This is a genomic window from Curtobacterium sp. LFS084 (assembly GCF_047977705.1).
In the GTDB taxonomy this organism is placed as follows: Bacteria; Actinomycetota; Actinomycetes; order Actinomycetales; family Microbacteriaceae; genus Curtobacterium.
The window spans coordinates 38594-59237 of the sequence record NZ_JBFPFM010000010.1; the positions used below are offsets into that span (position 1 = coordinate 38594).

The 20644-nt window shown below is 71.4% G+C and carries 16 protein-coding genes; 3 read left to right on the top strand and 13 right to left on the bottom strand.

Features of this window, described 5'->3' with window-relative positions:
* Positions 1–75 precede the first annotated feature (75 nt).
* Positions 76–1128 (bottom strand): serine/threonine-protein kinase, encoded by a 1053-nt coding sequence (locus ACNQOV_RS08050; RefSeq protein ID WP_402265248.1) that lies wholly within the window; start codon positions 1126–1128, stop codon positions 76–78.
* Positions 1129–1351: 223 nt separating this feature from the next.
* On the opposite strand from ACNQOV_RS08050, the gene ACNQOV_RS08055 reads away from it, so the two are divergent.
* Positions 1352–1555: a DUF2945 domain-containing protein gene (locus ACNQOV_RS08055; protein ID WP_416394073.1), complete on the top strand. Its 204-nt coding sequence runs from the start codon at positions 1352–1354 to the stop codon at positions 1553–1555.
* Positions 1556–1559: 4 nt separating this feature from the next.
* Here ACNQOV_RS08055 and ACNQOV_RS08060 read toward each other — a convergent pair whose 3' ends face one another.
* Both ACNQOV_RS08060 and ACNQOV_RS08065 read right to left on the bottom strand, forming a co-directional pair.
* Entirely contained in the window at positions 1560–2315 is a 756-nt protein-coding gene (locus tag ACNQOV_RS08060; RefSeq protein ID WP_416394074.1) for a DedA family protein, read from the bottom strand.
* A 51-nt stretch (positions 2316–2366) separates the two neighbouring features.
* The gene (locus ACNQOV_RS08065) at positions 2367–3509 is read right to left on the bottom strand and encodes an ROK family protein (RefSeq protein WP_416394075.1); all 1143 of its coding nucleotides are present in this window, start codon (positions 3507–3509) and stop codon (positions 2367–2369) included.
* Positions 3510–3545: 36 nt separating this feature from the next.
* Here ACNQOV_RS08065 and ACNQOV_RS08070 point away from each other — a divergent pair, with 36 nt between their 5' ends.
* Entirely contained in the window at positions 3546–5249 is a 1704-nt protein-coding gene (locus ACNQOV_RS08070) for a beta-N-acetylhexosaminidase (protein ID WP_416394076.1), read from the top strand.
* 59 nt (positions 5250–5308) lie between these two features.
* On the opposite strand, the gene ACNQOV_RS08075 is transcribed toward ACNQOV_RS08070, so the two are convergent.
* Positions 5309–6862, bottom strand: coding sequence for a hypothetical protein (locus ACNQOV_RS08075; protein WP_416394077.1), 1554 nt, complete (start codon positions 6860–6862; stop codon positions 5309–5311).
* Between the two features lie 173 nt (positions 6863–7035).
* Between ACNQOV_RS08075 and ACNQOV_RS08080 the strand changes: the two genes are divergently transcribed.
* The gene (locus tag ACNQOV_RS08080; RefSeq protein ID WP_402265262.1) at positions 7036–8073 is read left to right on the top strand and encodes a UDP-N-acetylglucosamine 4,6-dehydratase family protein; all 1038 of its coding nucleotides are present in this window, start codon (positions 7036–7038) and stop codon (positions 8071–8073) included.
* 64 nt (positions 8074–8137) lie between these two features.
* Here the strand turns inward: ACNQOV_RS08080 and ACNQOV_RS08085 are convergent, their stop codons facing one another.
* The 9 genes from ACNQOV_RS08085 to ACNQOV_RS08125 all read right to left on the bottom strand — a co-directional run bounded on the left by ACNQOV_RS08085 (position 8138) and on the right by ACNQOV_RS08125 (position 20606).
* Positions 8138–10264: a PTS fructose transporter subunit IIABC gene (locus tag ACNQOV_RS08085; protein WP_416394078.1), complete on the bottom strand. Its 2127-nt coding sequence runs from the start codon at positions 10262–10264 to the stop codon at positions 8138–8140.
* A gap of 92 nt (positions 10265–10356) precedes the next feature.
* On the bottom strand, positions 10357–11346 hold the full coding sequence (locus ACNQOV_RS08090) for a 1-phosphofructokinase family hexose kinase (protein WP_402265711.1): 990 nt from the start codon (positions 11344–11346) through the stop codon (positions 10357–10359).
* Between the two features lie 68 nt (positions 11347–11414).
* Positions 11415–12203, bottom strand: a complete 789-nt coding sequence (locus tag ACNQOV_RS08095) for a DeoR/GlpR family DNA-binding transcription regulator (protein ID WP_022906144.1) — start codon at positions 12201–12203, stop codon at positions 11415–11417.
* Positions 12204–12722: 519 nt separating this feature from the next.
* Entirely contained in the window at positions 12723–13664 is a 942-nt protein-coding gene (locus ACNQOV_RS08100; protein ID WP_416394079.1) for a carbohydrate ABC transporter permease, read from the bottom strand.
* On the bottom strand, positions 13661–14707 hold the full coding sequence (locus ACNQOV_RS08105; RefSeq protein ID WP_416394080.1) for a carbohydrate ABC transporter permease: 1047 nt from the start codon (positions 14705–14707) through the stop codon (positions 13661–13663). The genes ACNQOV_RS08100 and ACNQOV_RS08105 overlap by 4 nt, the downstream gene beginning before the upstream one ends.
* Before the next feature lie 3 nt (positions 14708–14710).
* Positions 14711–16036 carry a sugar ABC transporter substrate-binding protein gene (locus tag ACNQOV_RS08110; RefSeq protein WP_416394081.1) on the bottom strand — a complete coding sequence of 442 codons (1326 nt, stop codon included), beginning with the start codon at positions 16034–16036 and terminating at the stop codon, positions 14711–14713.
* Positions 16037–16235: 199 nt separating this feature from the next.
* Positions 16236–16790, bottom strand: a complete 555-nt coding sequence (locus ACNQOV_RS08115) for a DUF2231 domain-containing protein (protein ID WP_416394082.1) — start codon at positions 16788–16790, stop codon at positions 16236–16238.
* A gap of 180 nt (positions 16791–16970) precedes the next feature.
* The gene (locus ACNQOV_RS08120) at positions 16971–19139 is read right to left on the bottom strand and encodes an ATP-dependent Clp protease ATP-binding subunit (RefSeq protein WP_416394083.1); all 2169 of its coding nucleotides are present in this window, start codon (positions 19137–19139) and stop codon (positions 16971–16973) included.
* A gap of 48 nt (positions 19140–19187) precedes the next feature.
* A complete protein-coding gene (locus ACNQOV_RS08125) occupies positions 19188–20606 on the bottom strand; it encodes an MFS transporter (RefSeq protein ID WP_402265281.1) in 1419 nt (472 codons plus the stop codon).
* Positions 20607–20644 lie beyond the last annotated feature (38 nt).

The window sequence follows — 20644 nt, forward strand, 5'->3', positions numbered from 1 at the left end:
GCGGTCCATCCTGCCAGGGACCCCGGACGCGCGGGCGACCGGCGGTGCGCACGGCTCGGGGCCGCGCGCCGGACGCTAGTGCAGCGCGCCGGCGACGTAGGACGCGGCGCAGGCGACGAGGACGCCGAAGGCCGCGAACGACCCGACGAGGACGTTCCGGCGACGCCACCGACGCACGGTCACGAACGTGCCGCGCTTGGCGTGCCGGTGCGCAGCGCGGTGCAGTCGGTGGTCGCGCTTGTGCTTGACGCGCTGCGGTCCGAGCGGCACCGGACCGGTGATCTGCGTCGAGCCACCGCGCAGGGCGTTCGCGATCGCCACCGCGGTCGGGCGTCGGTCGGGGTTCCGCGCGGTCATCTTCGCGAGGAGGTCCCGCCACTCCGGCGCGATGTCGTCGGGGATCTCCGGGTCGTGCCGCAGGCGTGCGAGGGCCGCCTCGATCAGGGTGCCGGAGTACTCCTGCTTGCCGGTCAGGGCCTCGAGCAGCACGAGGCCGAGCGAGTAGACGTCGGTGGCGAAGCCGATCGGCTCGCCGGCGACCTGCTCGGGGCTGAGGTAGGCGGCCGTCCCGATGATCGTGCCGTCGTTGGTCAGGCGGGAACCGTCGACGAAGTGCGCGACGCCGAAGTCCGTCAGCTTCACGGTACGGGCGAACCCGGACGATCCCTCGTCGCTGATCAGGATGTTCGCCGGCTTGACGTCGCGGTGGACGATGCCGCGCGAGTGCACGTACGCCAGGGCGTCGGCGAGCTGGGCGCCGAGGTCGGCCACCTCGTAGTTGTGCAGGGCGCCGCCCGCGAGTCGGCGCAGGAGCGTCGTGTCGGCGATGAGCTCCATCACGATGAAGCGGTGCGGGCCGTCCTCGAAGTCGTGGGTGCCGGCGTCGTACAGCGGGATGAGCCCCGGGTGCGACAGCATGCTCAGGAGCCGGATCTCGCGTTCCTGGCGGACCCGGTCGGCCGTGGTCATCGACTCGGGCGTCGCGAAGAGCTTCACCGCGACGGCGCGGTAGGTGTGCTCGTCACGTGCTTCGTAGACCGACCCCATGCCACCCGTGCCGATGAGCTTCACGAGGCGGTAGCGGCCCGCGAGGACCGTCTCCGCCCGAGTGACGTTCAGCAGGGTCATGGTTGATGTCGTTCCGTCCGAGAGCCGGGTGATCCGGGGCAGTTGCCTCCGCGGTGGCTCATCCAGTACGGTACGCGTCCCACCGGCCTTTCGGGTACGTGTTATGACATCGTGATGGGGGACATTTCTGCCGTGACTTCCCCGAGATCATGCGGATGCATCGGGGTACGTTCGGCCCTTCCACGGGTGAGCGATCACTCGACGTCGACGTCAGGAGGACGCCATGGCACTGTCGAAGGGCGAGAAGGTCCACTGGAAGACCTCGCAGGGCACCACGACCGGGAAACTGGTCGAGAAGAAGACGAAGCACTTCCAGTTCGACGGGCAGTCCTTCAAGCCGACGGACGACGACCCGTACTGGATCGTCGAGTCGGAGAAGACGGGCAAGCAGGCCGCCCACAAGGAGTCCGCACTGACGAAGGCCTGACGGCTCAGTCGCCCGCGGCCTCGGCACGACGTCGGCCGCGGGCGGTGCCGTCGGCCCGTCCGGTGCCGGTGCGTCCCGCGCGGTCGGCACGGATGCGGCGCACCCGGCGGACCACGAAGGTCACCACGACCGCGGCGATCGCCACGTAGAGGACGCGGTCGATCCACTCGGTGTACTGCTCGACCTTGTCGTACTGGGTCCCGAACGCCGCGCCGAGGAGCACCAGGGCGCTGTTCCAGATCCCGCTCGCGATGATCGTGAACACCGAGAACGTCCCGAGGTGCATCCGGTCCGCTCCGGCCGGCAGCGAGATGAGGCTGCGGACGATCGGCACGAACCGGCCGAAGAAGACCGCGCTCCGGCCGTGCCGGTGGAACCAGTCCGCCGCCTTGCGGAAGTCGTCCTCGTCGACGAGGGGCAGCTTGCCGAGCCAACGCGTCGTCCGCTCGAAGCCGATGACGGCGCCGAGCCAGTACAGCACCAGTGCGCCGAGGTAGGAGCCGAGCGTCGCGAGCAGCAGGACGAGCACGAGGTTCATCCGACCGGCTCCGGCCAGGAAGCCGGCGAGCGGCAGGATCACCTCGGACGGGATCGGCGGGAAGACCGTCTCGACGAAGAGCATCAGAGCGACGCCCCACTCCCCCAGGGCGTCGATGAGCTGCAGCACCAGGCCGGACAGTCCGCCCATCTCCTGGTCGGTGGCGGAGTCGCCGGCGGCGACGGTCATGGTGTGGGCAGGCGCAGCCACGGCAGTCGTCATCCCCCGATCGTGCCTGAACGCCCTGTCAGGACCCGGCACGCAACCTGGACGTCAGCCGAGTCCCATGTGCGACGTCCGGACGTGGGTGAGCGATCGCGCCAGGGCACCGCGGGCGACGGCATCGCGGCCGACCGTCGACGGGACGATCTCGACGGGGTGCCGGAGCCCGGGCGTGACGAAACCGGTCAGCGCCTCGCAGAACACCTCGGCCGCCGGCAGGACCTCGCCGCCGACGACCACGACCTCGGGGTCGATGGTCGCGATGAGCTGGACGACCCCGGGGGCGACGTCCTCGGCGAGCGCACGGACCGCCGCGGCCGCCGCCGGGTCCCCCTGCCCGGCCGACGCCATGACGGACTCGACGTCCGCGCCGGGGGCGATCCGCGCCTCCAGTCGGGCGGGTGCGTCGGGCCATCCCGTCGATGCCAGGCCGCCCATCTCGCCGGCGGCTCCGCGCGCACCGCGTGCGAGCGAGCCGTCGACGAGGTACGCCGCGCCGATCTGGCGACCCATCACGAGGTAGAGGCCGTCCTGCACCCCGCGGAAGCGTCCCCACATCGCCTCGGCCGTGGCGGCGAGCTTCGCGTCGTTGTCGAAGAACGTGGTCGACGTGGGGAAGAGGTCGCCGATCCGGCCGGGGACGCGTCGCTCCACCCACTGCGGGACCGCGACGGTGTAGTCGATCTCGCCGGAGCGGTCGACGACGGCGGGGACGCCGAAGGTCGCGGCGAGGAGCCGCGATGGGTCGGTGCCCTCGACGAGCCGCCGGACGACGTCCTGCACGCTCGCCCACGCCTGCTCGGCGGAGGCGAGGTCGGTGTAGACCTCCTCCACCCGGGCGAGCTGGCGGCCGCGCAGGTCCGAGCGGAGCCCCACGATGCTGTGCAGCCCGAGGTCGACGCCGAGCACGGACCCGGCCGCGGCGTCCGCACGGAACCGCTTCGCCCGGCGCCCGGCCTTGTTCGGCGTCGCGATGGCCTCGGCCTCGGTGACCCATCCCTCGTCGACCAGGTCGGCCAGGGCGGCCTCGACGGTGGGACGGGACAGCCCGACGGTCCGACCGAGCTCGGTCACGGTGTGCGAGCCGTCGTCGCGGAAGAGCTCGGCGAGGATCGCGCGCGAGTTGATGAGTCGGAGCATCCCCGGAGCGCTGCCGACGACACCGTTCGGAAGCGTTGACACGGTCTCGTCCACGGCCATAGCCTCCATATTACGAAAGATCATTGAGGAATGGTGGACTCCGACATGCTCATCCCACGGCCGCGCCGCACCGAACCGGGTGTCGGCGCCTTCGCGATCACCCCGTCGACCCGCATCGCCGCAGACGCCGCGAGCGAGTCGGTCCGACTGTACCTGCAGCAGACGCTGCGGGGTTCGACCGGACTGCCGGTGCGCGACGCCGCGGACGACCCGGGGGCGACGGCGGACGTGATCGCGCTCCGTGTGGCTGAGGACGACTCGCTCCCCGCGGGCCCGGGCGGTGACCGCTCCGAGTCCTTCCGACTCGTGGTCGCCCCCGACGGCGTCGAGGTCACGGGCGGCGGCGCCGCCGGCGTGTTCTACGGCGTCCAGGCACTCCTGCAGTCCCTGCCGGCCGACGTGTACCGCAGGGGCCGGGTCGGCGACGGCCCGTGGACGGTCCCGGCGGTCACGGTCGAGGACGCTCCGGCCTTCGCCTGGCGTGGCGTCATGCTCGACGTCGCGCGGCACTTCCGGACGAAGCACGAGGTCATGCGGGTGGTCGACCAGCTCGCGGCCCACCGCCTGAACCGCCTGCACTTCCACCTCACCGAGGACCAGGGGTGGCGCATCGAGATCCGGAAGTACCCGCGCCTGACCGAGGTCGGCTCGTGGCGGAAGGAGTCCCAGGTCGGAGCGCACGTCGCCGACGCCGACGGTGTCCTCCGCCCGGCGTCGTTCGACGGCCGCCCGCACGGCGGCTACTACACGCAGGACGACATCCGCGAGATCGTCGCCTACGCGAGCGACCGGTTCGTCACGGTCGTCCCGGAGATCGAGACCCCCGGGCACGTCCGCGCCGCCCTCGCGGCCTACCCGTCGCTCGGCGTCTCGGGCGACCCGGTCGACGTGTGGACCGAGTGGGGCATCGCCGAGGACGTCCTCAACGCCGAGGAGTCCACGATCGCCTTCTTCCAGGACGTCCTCGACGAGGTCGTCGCCCTGTTCCCGTCCGAGTACATCGGCGTCGGCGGGGACGAGTGCCCCAAGGTGCAGTGGCAGGACGACCCCCGCACGCAGGAGCGCATCCGTGAGCTCGGCCTCGCCGACGAGGAACAGCTGCAGGCGTGGATCATCGGCCGGCTCGCCGCGCACGTCGAGTCGCACGGGCGGCGGGCCTTCGGCTGGGACGAGATCCTCGAGGGCGGCACGCTCTCGAAGTCGGCGACCGTGCTGTCCTGGCGCGGCCTGACCGGCGCCCGGACCGCGGCGAAGCGGGGGCACGACGTGATCTCCGCGCCGGACGACCAGGTGTACCTCGACTACCGGCAGAGCGACCTCGCGACCGAGCCGATCCCGGTGTCGATCGTCCTCACCGTCGACGACGTGTTCGCGTTCGACCCGGTGCCGGCGGACCTCACGGACGCCGAACGCGCGCACGTCATCGGCGGCCAGGGCAACATGTGGACCGAGCACGTGGACACCGCCCGCAAGCTCGACTACCAGCTGTTCCCCCGCGTCGCGGCACTGGCCGAGGCCCTCTGGTCGGCCGACGTCACCGGACCGCGGGACGTCGCGGAGTTCCGGGGGCGCCTCGCCGAGCACACGGCCCGGCTCGAGGCGATGGGGATCGAGTACCGACACGACGCCGGGCCCTTCCCGTGGGAGCAGCGTCCGGGCGTGCCCGGTCGTCCGCACTCGCGCGAGGAACGCGCCGCCTACATCGACGCGGTCACGGCGAACATCGCCGACTGACGAGCCGAGCGGGACGCCGGGGCCACCGTCGGCACCGAGAACGGGCGGCCCATGGTCGCTCAGCCGAAGGTGGGCACCGGCCGGACCTGCTCGACCTCGTGCCCGACGTCCGAGGTCCTCGCCCCGGTGACGACCGCGCAGCTCATCGACAGGCTCCAGAACGAGGTGGGCTCCTGCCGCGTCGGCGGACCCGGGGTGTCCTGCTGCGTCTGCGGCGCACTCCGGATCCGGATCGCCCGGTCGGCCGGGAGCGTGCGGCAGGCTTCGCGGGCGGCGGCCACCGCAGCCGTGTACCGCGGACCGTCCGTGCGCAGGACCGGCCCCAGCGGCCGGAACTGCACGACCACGAGGACGAGCAGGACCACGGCGACGGTCGACCGCACCGCCGTGCCGAGGGCGGGACGGCGGGGAACGCGCCGGGGCCGCAGCGATCGTCGCGACGGATCGGCGGACGCGGGCGCCGCCACCCCGACGGCGCTCCGGGTGCGACCCCAGCGTCGGGGCGTCACGAGCGCGAGCAGGACGAGCACCAGCCCGGCGGTGGCGGGGAACACCCCGTACCGGCTCACCCACGCGTACCGGAGGAACTCCGGCGACATGCCGGCGTAGGCGTAGGCGGGCTTCGGGTTGAGCACGACCGCCGCGCACCAGAGCACGACGGCGTACAGCGCGAGGACGACCGCGAGGGTCCGTTGCGTCCGGTCGCCGCGGACGAGCACCCAGACGAAGGCGACGACGAAGGGCACCAGGAAGAGCAGCCCCACCCAGGGGCCGACGGCCGCGAGGACATCGCCGGACGCGGCCCGCGAGAGGAAGGTCGTCATCCCGGCGTTCAGTCCGAACCCGTCCGCGAGCGACGCGAGGTCGATGGTCGCGCGCCCGACCTGTCCGCGGTGCCGGTCCGAACCGAGCCACACGGCGAGCTGCAGACCGGCACCGGCGAGGAACGCGGCCCTGACGGGCCAGATCCGACGAGCCCTGAGCCCGAGGACGAGCAGCGGCGCGAACACGATCGCCTGCGTCTCGGTCAGGGCGCCGAGCAGGGTCACGACGGCCAGCCCGACGCTCGACGCCCAGGTGCGTGGCCGGTGCAGGAGCACGAACGGCATCATCCACAGGAAGTACGCGTGCACGTTCGCGAGGTTGCCGAGGACCTCGTTCGTCGCGATCGGGACGAGCACCACCGCGAGGGCGATCCCCGCCCGAGCGGCGAGCGCGGCGCCCGGCGTCAGTCGCGCGGTGGCGTCCCGCGTGCACACGAAGACCACCGCCGCGACGAGGCCGGTCCCGACGACGGCTCCGAACGCGATGCCGGTCGCCCACCCCTCGACCGGCAGCACGTGCTGCACGACCCCCGCCACGAGCCGCGGGTACTGGTGCAGGTACCCCGCGTAGCTGCGGGTGAGCGTCCCGAGCGTGCCGTACTGCACGCCTTCGCCGAGGAACGTCCGGCCGTCCTCCGCCCAGAGCACGTCCCGCACCGCCGCGGGCATGCGCGACCAGGCGAGGACGACCGCGAGGACGAAGACCCCGACGGCACCGGCCCGCTCCCAGCGGCCGACGCGGGACCCGTCGTCGCGGATCGGCGCATCGGGGGCGGGTGCTGGTCGCATCGGATCCGTTCGTCTCTCGGTCGGCGACCAGCGTACTGGGCGGTGGAGGACGCCGGGCAGAGCGCCCGCGGCTGCGCGGTGTGCAGTGCAGCACGCCGTCAGGACGAACGTTGTCATTTCACATACAAGGTGTTACCGTGGGATGGTCGATCGCAACCGTCCCGAGGAGCGCCATGTCCGATCCCCTGTCCCAGCCCGACCTCCACGGTCTGGACCTGCACGACCTCGTCGGCACCACTCCGACCCCGACCGACCTCGACGGCATGGCGGACCTCGTCCGCGGGCGCCGCGTCCTCGTGACCGGCGCGGGTGGGTCGATCGGCAGCGAACTGTGCCGGCAGCTCGTCGCGCTGGCCCCTCGCGAGGTCATCATGCTCGACCGCGACGAGACCGCCCTGCAGCAGGTGCAGGTCTCGGTCGCCGGGCACGGCCTGCTCGACACCCGTGACGTCGTGCTCGCCGACATCCGCGACGCCGAGGCGATCGACCAGGTCATGCGGACCCGCCGCCCGGACGTCGTGTTCCACGCCGCGGCCCTGAAGCACCTCCCGATGCTCGAGCAGTACCCGGACGAGGCCTGGAAGTCGAACGTGCTCGGCACCCGGAACGTCCTCGCGGCCGCGGTCGCCGCCGACGTCCCGACGCTCGTCAACATCTCCACCGACAAGGCCGCGAACCCCACGAGCGTGCTCGGGTACACGAAGCGGATCGCCGAGCGGCTGACGGCGTGGACCGCGGCCGAGACCGGTCGACGCTACGTGTCGGTCCGGTTCGGCAACGTCCTCGGCAGCCGTGGGTCGATGATCCCGCTCTTCGCCGACCTCATCCGCGCCGGACGCCCCGTGACCGTCACCCACCCCGACGCCACCCGGTACTTCATGACCATCCCCGAGGCCTGTCACCTCGTGATCCAGGCCGCGGCAATCGCCGAACCGGGCGAGGTCCTCGTGCTCGACATGGGCCAGCCCGTCCGGATCCTCGACGTCGCGACGCGGATGATCGACGTCCTCGGTGGCACGTCCGACATCGTGTTCACCGGACTCCGCGCCGGCGAGAAGCTGCACGAGGAACTCATCGGCGCCGGCGAGGTCGAGCGCCGCCCCGTGCACCCGAAGATCTCGCACGCGTCGGTGCCGCCCCTCGCGCCGAGCGAGCTCGACGCCACCACCGATCCGCGGACGGCGCCGATCGAGCTCGCCGTGGCGGCCTGACACCCGGACACGAACAGGAGGCGCGGTGCCAGCCGGCTCCGCGCCTCCCGTCAGCAGGTGGTGACTAGACCGCCACCGCGACCCGCTCGTCGGCCGTGACCACGGCGTCCTCCGACGCGGCCGGGGCCCGTCGGACCCACTTCTTCAGCCCGACGAGGACCAGCGCCGACACCACGGTGCCCGCCAGGATCGCCACGATGAACATCGCCACGTCCCCGATCGCGAAGAAGACGAAGATCCCGCCGTGCGGCGCCCGCGAGGTCACACCGGCGGCCATCGAGATCGCACCCGTGACCGCGGCACCGATCATGGACGCCGGGATGACCCGCAGCGGGTCGGCGGCCGCGAACGGGATCGCACCCTCCGAGATGAACGACGCACCGAGCAGCCACGCGGCCTTGCCGTTCTCGCGCTCCGGCTTCGTGAAGCCCTTGCGGTAGAGCACGGTCGAGGCGAGCGCCAGGGCCAGCGGCGGGACCATGCCCGCGGCCATCACGGCGGCCATGATCTCGAACGGGACGACGTTCGTGGCGGAGCCGGCACCGAGACCGGCGACCGCGAACGCGTACGCCACCTTGTTCACCGGGCCACCGAGGTCGAACGCCATCATCAGGCCGAGGATGATGCCGAGCAGGATCGCCGAGGCACCGGACAGCGAGTTGAGCCACGCGGTGAGCTGCGTCATGACCCAGGCGATCGGGCCGCCGAGCACCAGGAGCATCAGGCCCGAGGCGATGATCGACGCGAACAGCGGGATGATCACGACCGGCATGAGGCCACGCAGCCAACGCCAGGTCGGGATTCGGCCGATCCAGTAGGCGGCACCACCGGCGATGAGACCACCGACGAGACCACCGAGGAAGCCGGCGTTCATGAACACGGCGATCGACCCGGCGACGAAGCCCGGTGCGATGCCCGGACGGTCGGCGATGGCGTACGCGATGTACCCGGCGAGCGCTGCCACGAGGAACCCGAGGGACACGCCACCGATCTGGAACGCGGCGGCCCCGAGGTAGTAGGCCAGGCCCTCCGGCGGCAGGTTCAGCAGCGTGTAGTTCGTGAGCGTGTAGACCGCGTTGTTCTGCCCGGAGTCACCGTGGGTCAGCGCGATGCCGTACCCGGCGAGCAGGAAGCCGAGCGCGATGAGGAGCCCGCCGCCCGCGACGAACGGGATCATGTAGCTGACACCGGTGAGGAGCCAGCGCTTGAGCGCCTGCCCGAAGTGCTCGTCCTTCGCGGTGCTGGAACCGGCCTCGGCAGCGGAGCCGTGCACGCGTGCGGCGTTGGGGTCGTCCGCGGCGCGGAGCGCCTCGGCGATCATCTTGTCCGGTTCGTCGACACCGCGCTTGACCGGTCCGGCCACGAGCGGCTTGCCGGCGAAGCGACCGCGGTCGCGGACGTCCACGTCGACGGCGAAGACGACGGCGTCGGCGCGGGCGATGAGTGCCGGGTCGAGGGGCTCGACCTGCGAGGACCCCTGCGTCTCGATGTGCATCTCGGCACCCGCGCGCTGCGCGGCGGCGACGAGGGCGTCGGCGGCCATGTAGGTGTGCGCGATGCCGGTCGGGCAGGCCGTCACGCCGACGAGCACCTTGCGGGCGCCGGTCGCGGACCCGGCCGCGGCTCCGTCCGCAGCGTTCGTGGCGGCGGCGGGTCGCGCCTCCTGGCTGGTCGCGGTCGCACTGGAGGCGCTGCTCGCGGTGCCGACACCGGCCTGCGCGACCTCGCCGCTCACCTCGCGGTCGACGAGGTCGACGATCTCCTGCGGGGTGGTGGCGGCGCGGAGCGCGGCGGTGAAGTCCTCGCGGATGAGCGCACGTGCGAGGGTCGAGAGGACCGTGAGGTGGTCCTTGTCGGCCCCCTCGGGCACGGCGATCATGAAGACGATGTCGGCGTCGCCGTCCGGGGCGCCGAACGACACCGTCCGTGCGAGGCGGCTCATCGCCAGGGTCGGCTCGGAGACCGATGCCGACCGGGCGTGCGGGATCGCGATGCCGCCGGGGACGCCGGTGCCGACGCTCGCCTCGCGCTTGATCGCGTCGGCGGCGAGGGACGCCCCGTCCGCCGCGCGGCCGGTCGCGGCCACGCGGTCGGCGAGGACGCGGATGACGTCGCTCGACGTGGCGCCGAGGTCCTCGTCGAGGCCGACGAGCTGGACGCTGATGAGGCGTGGACTCGTGTTGACGGACATGGGTTGCTCCTTTGCAATGGCGCGGGGGGCGCGGGTGCTGCGTGTGTGCGGGTTCGGTGGGCGGGGCGGGCGGCGTGTGCCGTCGTTCGGTGTCAGGCGGGTTCGGGCGCTCGCTCGAGCGCTCGGACCTCGATGCCCGACGGGTCGGTGTGGTCGAGGGCGGGGACGTCGCTGCCGGGGAGTGCAGCGGCTGCGGCTCCGGTGGCGACGGCCTGGGCGAGGCGCTGCTCGGGCGGGTGCCCGGCGACCTCGGCGAGCAGGTACCCGGCGAGGGAGGAGTCCCCCGCGCCGACGGTCGAGCGCGCCACGATCCTGGGTGCGGCGGCGGCGTAGCTCCCGTCCTCGGTGACGAGGACGGCCCCGGCGCTGCCGAGGGTGAGGAGCACGGTGCCGACGTTCTTGTCACGGAGCCGTTGCGCAGCGAGCGCCGCGGCGTCCACGTCCCGCTCGAACTCGTCCGGGTCGCCGCCGACGACCTCGGCGAGCTCCTCGGCGTTCGGCTTCACGAGGTCGATCCGCTCGCCCGACTGCAGCAGGGCGGTGAACGGCACGCCCGACGAGTCGACCGCGATCCGGACGTCGTCGCCGTGGCGCTGCCGGACGGCGCGGACGAGGACCGCGAGGGCGTCGTCGGGCAGCCCCGGGGGCAGGGAGCCGGCGAGGACGACCCAGCGGGCAGCCGGTCCGGTCGCGGTGGCGCCGGCGGCGTCCGCGACGAGGGCCGCGAGGTCGTCGAGGCGGCCGGCGAGCGACGGCCCGGGCTCGTTCAGCTTCGTGGTCGTCCCGGTCGGCTCGGTCACGGTGACGTTCGAGCGCAGCGGGGCACCGATCGGCAGGGCGGCGGTCGGGATCCCCCGCGTCGCGAGACCGAGCAGCACCGGGTCGAGCTCGTCGCCCGGGAGCACGGCGATGGTGTCGCCCCCGCTCGCGACGACGACCCGGGAGACGTTGACGCCCTTGCCGCCGGGCTCCGCCGTCGAACGGGTGGCGCGCTGGACGGCGCCGCGCTGCAGCTCGCCGGCGAGCTCGATCGTGCGGTCGAGGCTCGGGTTCGGGGTGACGGTGACGATGCGGGTGCTCACGATGGAGCCCGGCTCGGCGCTGGTGTTCGGGGCTCTACGACTGTTCGAGGTCACGCTGCTGTTCGGGGTCATGCGACGACCACCTCGACGTCGGCCTCGGCGAGGGCTCCCGCGAGGTCGGCGGGCGGCGTCTGGTCGGTGACGACGGTGTCGATCTCGTCGAGCCGGGCGAACCGCATGAGCGCTTCGACACCGTGCTTGGCGGCGTCGGCCAGCACCACGCTCCGGCGGGCCGCGAGGACGTACGCGCCCTTCACCCCAGCCTCGTACTCGTCAGGCGTGCTCAGGCCGAAGCCCGCCGACAGCCCGTTCGTCCCGACGAACGCGATGTCCGGACGCAGCGCGCCGATCTGCTCGACCGTGGCGGTGCCGACCGCGGCGCTCGTGATCCCGCGGACGCGTCCGCCGAGCAGGTGCAGTTCGACGTGCTCGCTGTGCTGCAGGGTCGCGGCGATCGGGACCGAGTTCGTGATGACCGTCAGGGTCGCGCCGGCCGTGGCGGGCTCCCAGCGGACGAGCTCGGCGGCGACGGCGGCGCAGGTGGTGCCGGCGTCGAGGGCGATGGAGCCGGTGAAGGTCGGCGGGACCAGGCGCATCGCAGCTCGGGCGATGGCGGACTTCGCGGAGTTGTGCTGGACCTCGCGCTCGGCGACGGTCAGCTCGACGACGCTCGACCGGCCGACGGGGACCGCTCCCCCGTGCACGCGGCGCAGTCGGCCGGCGGACTCGAGGGCGTCGAGGTCACGGCGGACGGTCTCGGTCGTGACGTCGAAGTGCTCGGCGAGGTCGGCGACGGAGACCCGTCCTGCCGACTGCAGCGCGGCGGCGATGGCGTCGTGCCGCTCGGTTGCGTACATGCCCGAACTCCTTCGTTCCCGTGGGTTTCGAGAAGAGTACGTCCGGATGCCACAGAAACGCAACCGTTTCAACGCGGAACCAACACGTTCGCAGGTCTGCGGCGCGTCGGCGGCTCGGCGAGCGGGCTTTTTTCGTCCCGTTCGCCCGCCCCAGGCAGCGAGTTCCGCCCGCTCGACGAACGCGAGCCGCGTGTTCCGCCCACTCGGCGCCGCGCCCGCCCGTTCGGCGCCCCGCTCTGCGCCCGCCCGTTCGGCGCCGTGCCTGCCCATGGTCGTCCGGCATCCGCCCGTGGTCGCGCGAACTGTCGCGTGGAGCCTCCGCCCGGCCGCTGGTCGCACGAAGTGTCGCCACCCCGCGGCCGGCCGGCATGTCATGCGACCAACCCGCCACGCACGCGGCACGTCGTGCGACCAGGTGGCACGAGCGCGCATCGCCGAGCGCGATGCCGAGCCCGGGCACGACGACGCCCCGACCGCCGGAGCAAGTCGGGGCGTCGTCGTCCGGAGCGCCGGGGAGCGTCAGCCCTTGACGGCCCCCGCGGTCATGCCGCTCACGAGCCGCCGCTGCACGATGAGGAAGAACACCACGACGGGGATCGAGAACAACACGCTCGCCGCCATGAGCCCGCCGAAGTCGGTGCCCTTGTCCGTCGAGAAGCCCGCCAGCCAGACCGGCAACGTGTACATCCCCTGGTCCTTGAGCATGACGTAGGCGGTCAGGTAGTCGTTCCACGCTGCGATGAACGCGAAGACGCTCGTGGCGATCACCCCCGGCATCACCAACGGGAACAGCACGCTCCACAGGATCCGGAAGGTCCCGGCGCCGTCGACCTTCGCGGCTTCCTCGATCTCGACCGGGACGGCGACGAAGAACCCGCGCATCACCCAGATCGAGAACGGCAGCACGCTCGCGACGTAGGCCAGGATCAGCCCGATGTAGCTGTTCAGCAGTCCGAGCGACTGGAACGACAGGAACAGCGGGATCAGCAGCGCACCCGACGGGATCATCTGCACGAAGAGGATCGCCACGAGGATCGTCCGCCGGCCGCGGAACCGGAAGCGCGACAGGGCCGCCGACGCCAGGAAGCCGACGACGATCGACAGCAGCACGGCGGCCACGACGACGATCGCGGAGTTCCGCAGGTACACGAGGAAGCCGTCCTGCGTCAGCGCCCGCGTGAAGTTCTCGAGCGTCGGTCGCAGCGGCAACCAGATCGGCGTGAGGGTCGTGACCTCGTCGGCGGGCTTGAAGGCGGTGTTCACCATCCAGTAGATCGGGAACACCCAGACCAGGCAGAACACCACCGCGATGGTGTTCGCCACCACGCGCGGCTTGCGTCGCCGGGCACGGACCGGCGCGACCGGCGCGGTGGGCCCGGAGGCACGCCCCGCTCCGGTCACGTCGGGCTGCGCGTCGGAGGCGGTCACCCCGGTCACCCCGGGGGTGGTGGTGGTCGTCACAGGTCTTCCTCCCCGCTCCGGACGAGCCGGCGGATGTAGTAGCTGGTGAGCGCCCCCAGGATCAGCGTCGAGATGACGGCGATCGCGGCTCCCTGCCCGTACGCGTTCGACACGAAGGACTTCACGAACGTCCAGATGCCGAGCGTGAGCGTGGTGTCCTCGGGACCGCCCTTGGTGAGCAGCCAGATCTGGTTGAAGACGTTGAAGTCCCAGATCACCGAGAGGATCGTCACGAGCAGCAACGTCGGCACGAGCGCCGGCAGCGTGATCGCGCGGTACATCACCCACGAGGAGGCCCCGTCGAGCGCGCCGGCCTCGTAGTACTCAGGGGCGATCTGCGACTGCGCGGCGTAGAGCGTCAGCGCGACGAACGGCACGGCCTGCCAGATGACGAGCGAGAGCACGATGGTCAGGGCCTGGCCGGGGCTCGAGGCCCAGTTGTCCTGCGTGTGGTCGCCGAACACGCCGAGCTGGGTGATGAGCCAGTTCAGCACGCCGTAGAACGGCTGGAAGAGCCACTGCCACACCAGGCTCGAGGCGACGTTGGGCATCGCCCACGCCAGCACGAGCACGACGCTCACGACGGTGCGCATGACCACGCCGAGCCGGGTGAGGAGCTGGGACACCGCCATGCCGATGCCGATGGTCCCGATCACCATGGCTCCGGTGACGAGGACCGTGCGGAGGATGACCGGCCAGAAGCTGGCGTCGGTGAGGACGTTCGTGTAGTTCGTGAGGCCGGCGAACCCCGCCTGCCCGGTGAAGATCGCTCGCAACCCGTAGTCCTGGAAGGAGATGACCACCAGGCGGACGAGCGGGTAGACGACGAGCGCCAGGAGCAGGAGTGCGGCGGGGGCGAGCAGGACCAGCGGCGCGCGCGAGGACGTGACGGACCGACGCCCCGCCGCACGCCCGGAACCCTTCCCGCCCCCGGGACCCGATGCCGTGCCCGAGCCGGTGGTCCGACGCCGCCCGAGGGCCCCACGCCGGGTCCCCGGCTCGGCCTGAGCCGAACCGGGGACCCGCTCCGTCGTGGAGGTCATCGACTACTGCTGCGCGTTGAGCGCGGTCGTGAGGTGCTCCGAGAAGCCCTCGGCTGCCTGCTGCGGCGACTTCCGACCGGTGGCGATGTCGGCGAACATCGTCTGGAAGGTCGAGTCACCCTCGATCGTCGCCCAGCCCGGGGTCGCGGGCGTCGGACGGCTGGTCGAAGCAGCCTCGAAGTACGGCTTGTGGAGTTCGTCCACGTCACCGGCGACCGCGTCGAGGAGCTCGGTCGAGTTCGGCTCCCATCCGTCGACCCCGAAGACCTGGTCCTGCTGGAACTTCTTCGAGGTGAGGATCTTCATGTAGTACAGCGCGAGGTCCTGGTTGGCGGACTTGGACGGGATGCCGAGGTCGGAGCCACCCAGGAACACCGGCTGCGTCTTGCCCGCGGTGCTCGACGGCATCGCGAACGTGCCGATCTGGTCCTTGAGCTCGGGCTTCGCCGTGGTGATCGACCCGATCTCCCACGCGGAGCCGAGGATCGCCGACGTGTTCCCCTGCGCGAAGACGTCGGACTCTGCCGGCTTGTCGGTGTTGATGTCCTGCGTGGACTTCGCCGAGTACGAGTTCTGGAAGTCCTTCCACGCGGTGAGGCCCTTGACGGCATCGTCCGAGTCGATCGCGCCCTTCCACTTGCCGTTCTTCTCGGTCGCGATCTGCCCACCGGCGTCCCACACCCACTGCAGCCCGCCGTACCAGTACTGCCCCGGCATGTAGAACGCCGAGAAGTCCGCCTGCGGGTTCTTCGCCTTGACCTTGTCGAGGTCGGCGGTGAGCTCGTCGTAGGACTTCGGGACGTCGGTCACCCCGGCGTCGGCCCACATCTTCTTGTTGTAGATCACCGCGCGGTTGCCGGCGAAGAGCGGGGCTCCGTACAGCTTGCCGTCCACCGTCGCCGGGCCCTCGAGCCCGGAGAGCCAGGTCTGCCCGTCCTGCAGCTCCGACTTGTAGGGCGAGAGGTCCATGAGGCCCCCGGTCGCCGCGTACACGGGCACCTGCGTGTTGCCGAGGTCCACCACGTCCGGGGCGTCCTTCTGGGCGAGCGCCGTCGTGAGCTTGGTCGTGATGCCGTCCCACTGCTGGAGCTGCAGCTTCACCTTGGCGCCGGTGGCCTTCGTGAACTGCTGCTCGGCGACGTCGAGGATCTTCGGGCTGAGGTCGCCGTTCATGATCCAGACGGTGATGGTCTTGCCCTTGCCATCGGGTGTGCCGATGGACTTCGTGCCGCCGTCGGAAGCTCCGTTGCTTCCGGCGGAGCACCCGGTGAGGGCGAGCGCGCCTGCGAGGGCGAGCGCACCGAGTGCGGCGAAACGCGTGCGTGTCACGTTGACTCCCTTGGTCCGACCTTTATGAAAGGACGTTGCGTAATGGTGAGTAAAGACCCATCACGCAGGGATGTCAACCACGGAACCGAAGGCTGTGGACAATCGCGATCCGCATGTTTCCGCGGGATCACGGATGTGGAACGGATGATCGACGACGCTTGACGAACTGGTCATGACCAGGCATGATCAGCACCCGCACTCAGGCGTCGAAGGGCACCTCTCCGTGCCGGCTCACACCGGCCCGCTGCCGGTACGCGAGGTGTCCGCCGAGGTACCCGCCGACGCCGACCACCGCGAGACCCGCGAAACCGAGGAGCTTGCCCGCGCCGTGGTTCCCGCGCTTCCGCTGCATCCACGACAGCCCGTACAACGAGATGCCCACCCAGTTGACCGCCTGGTGCACCCAGCCCGTCCGGAGTTGCGCACGGTCGAGCTCGGACCAGTCGACGTAGCCGGCCACCGATGCGCTGCCGGACGACACGAGCCCCACGCCGACGAGGGTCTTCGCCGCGCGCGCGTTCCCCTTGCCGCCGATCAGGTCCAGCACCGCCGCCGAGGTCCACGCCCCCAGCGGCACCTGCACCAGGAGCGGGTGCAGCGGGTGCCCGAACGGCACGCCGTGCAGCAACTGGCGCAGTGCCTTCGGCTTCGCGAAGGCGTTCACCACGGAACGATCGATGTCGACCGCCTTGTCGAGCACGCTGGCGTGCTCGACGGCGTCGGTGAGGCGACGGAACACTCGGATCTCAGGCATGCCCTGGACCGTAGGCCGGGCGAGACCGGAGCGTTCACAGCGCGCCGGCGCTGAGAACACTCCGGTCTCGCCGAGCGAACCCGCGAACCTGCGAACCGGCGAACCCGCGAACCCGCGAACGAGGCGCCGCCCCAGGAGCCGACACCGCGCCTCCTGTCCAGGGGTCCGGCCCGTCCGCGTCTACTCCTCGACGATCTCCGCGAGCTCGAACGGCTCCACCGTCAGCTCGTCGCCGCCCGGGGCGACGTCGACGCGGACCGTGTCCCCGTCGCGCACGTCACCGGCGAGGATCGCCCGCGCGAGCCGGTCGTCGATCTGGCGCTGCATGAGCCGACGGAGCGGACGCGCGCCGTACACCGGGTCGTAGCCCCGCTCGGCGAGCCAGGTGCGGGCGTCCGGGGTCACGGCCAGCTCGAGGCGACGATCGGTGAGTCGACGGGCGAGCCGGTCCACGTAGAGCGACACGATCTGCCCGAGGTCCTCCTCCGTCAGCGCCTGGAACACGACGATGTCGTCGAGCCGGTTGATGAACTCGGGCCGGAAGGCCTGCTGGACGAGCTCACGGACGGCTTCCTCGCGCTGGACATCGGTGATCGACTGGTCGGTCATGAACTGCGACCCGAGGTTCGACGTCAGGATGAGGATGGTGTTCCGGAAGTCGACCGTCCGGCCCTGCCCGTCGGTCAGCCGGCCGTCGTCGAGGACCTGCAGGAGCACGTCGAAGACCTCGGGGTGGGCCTTCTCGATCTCGTCGAGCAGCACCACGGAGTACGGGCGACGCCGGACGGTCTCGGTGAGCTGCCCGCCGGCCTCGTACCCGATGTACCCGGGCGGGGCGCCGATGAGCCGCGCCACCGAGTGCTTCTCGCCGTACTCGCTCATGTCGATCCGGACGAGGGCCTTCTCGTCGTCGAAGAGGAACTCGGCGAGCGCCTTGGCCAGCTCGGTCTTGCCGACGCCGGTGGGGCCGAGGAACAGGAACGAGCCCGTCGGTCGGTCCGGGTCGGAGATGCCGGCGCGGGTGCGACGGACGGCTTCGGACACGGTCGAGACGGCGGTGCGCTGCCCGATGATCCGCCGACCGAGCTCGTTCTCGAGGTGCAGGAGCTTCTCGGTCTCGCCCTGCAGCAGGCGTCCGAGGGGGATGCCGGTCCACTGGGCGATCACGGCGGCGATGTCCTCGTCGGTGACGCTGTCGTTCACCATGCGGTCAGCGGACTCGGCCTGCTCGGCCGCGGCGAGTTCCGCTTCGATGCGCGGCTTCTCCCCGTACTCGAGCCGGCTCACGGTCTCGTAGTCGGCTTCGCGCTGCGCCCGCTGCGACCGCACGTTGAGGTCGTCGAGCTGCTGCTTGAGCTCACCGATCCGGTTGAGCGAGGCCCGCTCGGCCTGCCACCGCGCTTCGAGCTCGGCGAGCAGCCCCTCGCGGCTCGCCAACTCGGCACGCAGGGTCTCGAGGCGTGCCTTCGACGCGTCGTCCTTCTCCTGCTTCAGCGCGAACTCCTCGACGCGCAGCCGGTCGACGGTGCGCTTGAGCTCGTCGATCTCGACGGGGCTGGAGTCGATCTCCATCCGGAGTCGCGAGGCCGCCTCGTCGATGAGGTCGATCGCCTTGTCCGGCAGCTGCCGCCCGGAGATGTACCGGTTCGACAGGCTCGACGCGGCGACGAGCGCGGAGTCGTTGATCGTGACCTTGTGGTGGGCCTCGTACCGCTCCTTGAGCCCGCGCAGGATCGCGACGGTGTCCTCGACGCTCGGCTCCCCCACGAAGACCTGCTGGAAGCGGCGTTCGAGCGCGGCGTCCTTCTCGATGTACTCGCGGTACTCGTCGAGCGTCGTCGCCCCGATGAGTCGGAGTTCGCCGCGCGCGAGCATCGGCTTGAGCATGTTCGAGGCGGCCACGGAGCCCTCGCCCCCGCCGGCGCCCATCAGCGTGTGCAGCTCGTCGATGAAGGTGATGACCTGCCCGTCGGAGTCGTTGATCTCCTTGAGCACGGCCTTCAGCCGCTCCTCGAACTCGCCGCGGTACTTGGCGCCGGCGATGAGGGCGGACATGTCGAGCGAGACGAGGCGCTTGTCCTTGAGCGAGTCGGCGACGTCTCCCGCGACGATGCGCTGGGCGAGTCCTTCGACGACGGCGGTCTTGCCGACGCCGGGTTCCCCGATGAGCACGGGGTTGTTCTTGGTGCGGCGCGTCAGCACCTGGGAGACGCGCCGGATCTCGGCGTCGCGGCCGATCACGGGGTCGAGCTTGCCGTTGCGAGCGATCGCCGTGAGGTCGACGCCGTACTGCTCGAGGGCGGTCTTCTGTCGTTCTTGCGAGTCAGGAGCGCCCTGGAGGTTCGCCATGCGTTCCGTCCTTTCGTTGCGGTGGTCCTGAGGTTGAGTCTACTCCACTCAACTTGCGTCCGCGGCGGCAGATTCCCGCCGCGGGTTCCGGATACCGACGGCACTCACGAGGGCACCGGCGAGGAGCAGGAACGCCATCACCACCATCGCGCGGTGCAGTCCCCCGACGCTCACCGCACCGCCGAGCACGATCCCCGCGAGCGCGACCATGACGAGCCCGGCGATCCGCGCGACGGCGTTGTTCACGGCCGATCCCGCTCCGGCCTCGGACTGCGGGACGGACCCGAGGACCGCGCTCGTCAAGGGGGTGACCATCAGGGCGATCCCCGCACCGATCAGCACCAGCCCGGGCAGGACCGACCACCAGTAGCCCCGCGGATCGTCACCGGCGGCGAGCATCAGGAGCGCCCCGCAGGCGGCGATGGCGGGGCCCGCGGCCATGAACCACCGCGGCCCCCAGCGGCCGGCGAGCGCACCGACCGTGGTCGAGAGGACGAGGAGCATCACGGTCGGGGGCAGCGTCGCGAGACCGGCGAGCCAGGCCGGGAAGCGCCAGACCTCCTGCAGGAAGAGCGTCACCACGAAGAACACCATCCCGAGGGCGCCGTAGATCGAGAGCGTCGCGAGGTTGCCCACCGTGAAGTTCCGCGCCCGGAAGAGCTCGAGCGGGACGAGCGGCGCACCGTGCCGACGGGTGACGCGGAGCTCCCACGGCACGAAGGCCACGAGCGCCGCCCCGCCGAGCACCAGTGCGGTGAGGACGACCGGCGCGCCCCACCCGAGGCGCTCCTGCTCGATGAGCCCGAGCACGACACCGCCGACCCCCACGACGGCCAGCACCGCGCCCACTACGTCCACGTGGGCCCGCGGACCGACCCGGACGTCCGCCGAGATCCGCGACACGAGCGGGATGGTCACGGCGATGGGCACGGCGGTCAGCACGAAGATCCACCGCCAACCGATGCCGTCCACGACGAGCCCGCCAACGACCGGCCCGAGGATCGTCGCCGCACTCGACCACGCCGTCCACGTCCCGATCGCCTTCGCCTGCGCCGCACCACGGAACGCCGCAACGATGAGCGCGAGCGCACTCGGCGTGACGAGCGCCCCGCCGACGCCCTGCAGCGCCCGGGCGACGATGAGCACCTCGCCCGTGGGCGCGACGGCACACACGACCGAGGCGATCCCGAACACCACCAGCCCCCACGTGATGATCCGGACACGACCGAACAGGTCGGACAGGCTGCCGGCGACGAGGATGAGCGACCCGAGCGTGACGAGGTAGGCGTCCACAGTCCACTGCTGGACGACGAGTCCCCCGCCGAGTTCGTCGCGGATCGCCGGGAGCGCCACGTTCACGACGCTCGAGTCGAGCCCGACCACGAAGGACGACAGGATCGCCACGACCAGCACGACACGGCGGTCGTCGCGGAGCGGAGCGGTGGCCGCAGGGGCAGGGGTCGTCATGTGCTCATCCTCCGCCACCCGGCGCGGTCCCGCCTGCC

What these genes read in the sequence shown, in the direction of transcription:
- ACNQOV_RS08050 (WP_402265248.1), bottom strand. Translation starts at nt 1,128, where the DNA reads ATGACCCTGCTGAACGTCACTCGGGCGGAGACGGTCCTCGCGGGCCGC.
- ACNQOV_RS08055 (WP_416394073.1), top strand. Translation starts at nt 1,352, where the DNA reads ATGGCACTGTCGAAGGGCGAGAAGGTCCACTGGAAGACCTCGCAGGGC.
- ACNQOV_RS08060 (WP_416394074.1), bottom strand. Translation starts at nt 2,315, where the DNA reads ATGACGACTGCCGTGGCTGCGCCTGCCCACACCATGACCGTCGCCGCC.
- ACNQOV_RS08070 (WP_416394076.1), top strand. Translation starts at nt 3,546, where the DNA reads ATGGTGGACTCCGACATGCTCATCCCACGGCCGCGCCGCACCGAACCG.
- ACNQOV_RS08075 (WP_416394077.1), bottom strand. Translation starts at nt 6,862, where the DNA reads ATGCGACCAGCACCCGCCCCCGATGCGCCGATCCGCGACGACGGGTCC.
- ACNQOV_RS08080 (WP_402265262.1), top strand. Translation starts at nt 7,036, where the DNA reads ATGTCCGATCCCCTGTCCCAGCCCGACCTCCACGGTCTGGACCTGCAC.
- ACNQOV_RS08085 (WP_416394078.1), bottom strand. Translation starts at nt 10,264, where the DNA reads ATGTCCGTCAACACGAGTCCACGCCTCATCAGCGTCCAGCTCGTCGGC.
- ACNQOV_RS08095 (WP_022906144.1), bottom strand. Translation starts at nt 12,203, where the DNA reads ATGTACGCAACCGAGCGGCACGACGCCATCGCCGCCGCGCTGCAGTCG.
- ACNQOV_RS08105 (WP_416394080.1), bottom strand. Translation starts at nt 14,707, where the DNA reads ATGACCTCCACGACGGAGCGGGTCCCCGGTTCGGCTCAGGCCGAGCCG.
- ACNQOV_RS08115 (WP_416394082.1), bottom strand. Translation starts at nt 16,790, where the DNA reads ATGCCTGAGATCCGAGTGTTCCGTCGCCTCACCGACGCCGTCGAGCAC.
- ACNQOV_RS08120 (WP_416394083.1), bottom strand. Translation starts at nt 19,139, where the DNA reads ATGGCGAACCTCCAGGGCGCTCCTGACTCGCAAGAACGACAGAAGACC.
- ACNQOV_RS08125 (WP_402265281.1), bottom strand. Translation starts at nt 20,606, where the DNA reads ATGACGACCCCTGCCCCTGCGGCCACCGCTCCGCTCCGCGACGACCGC.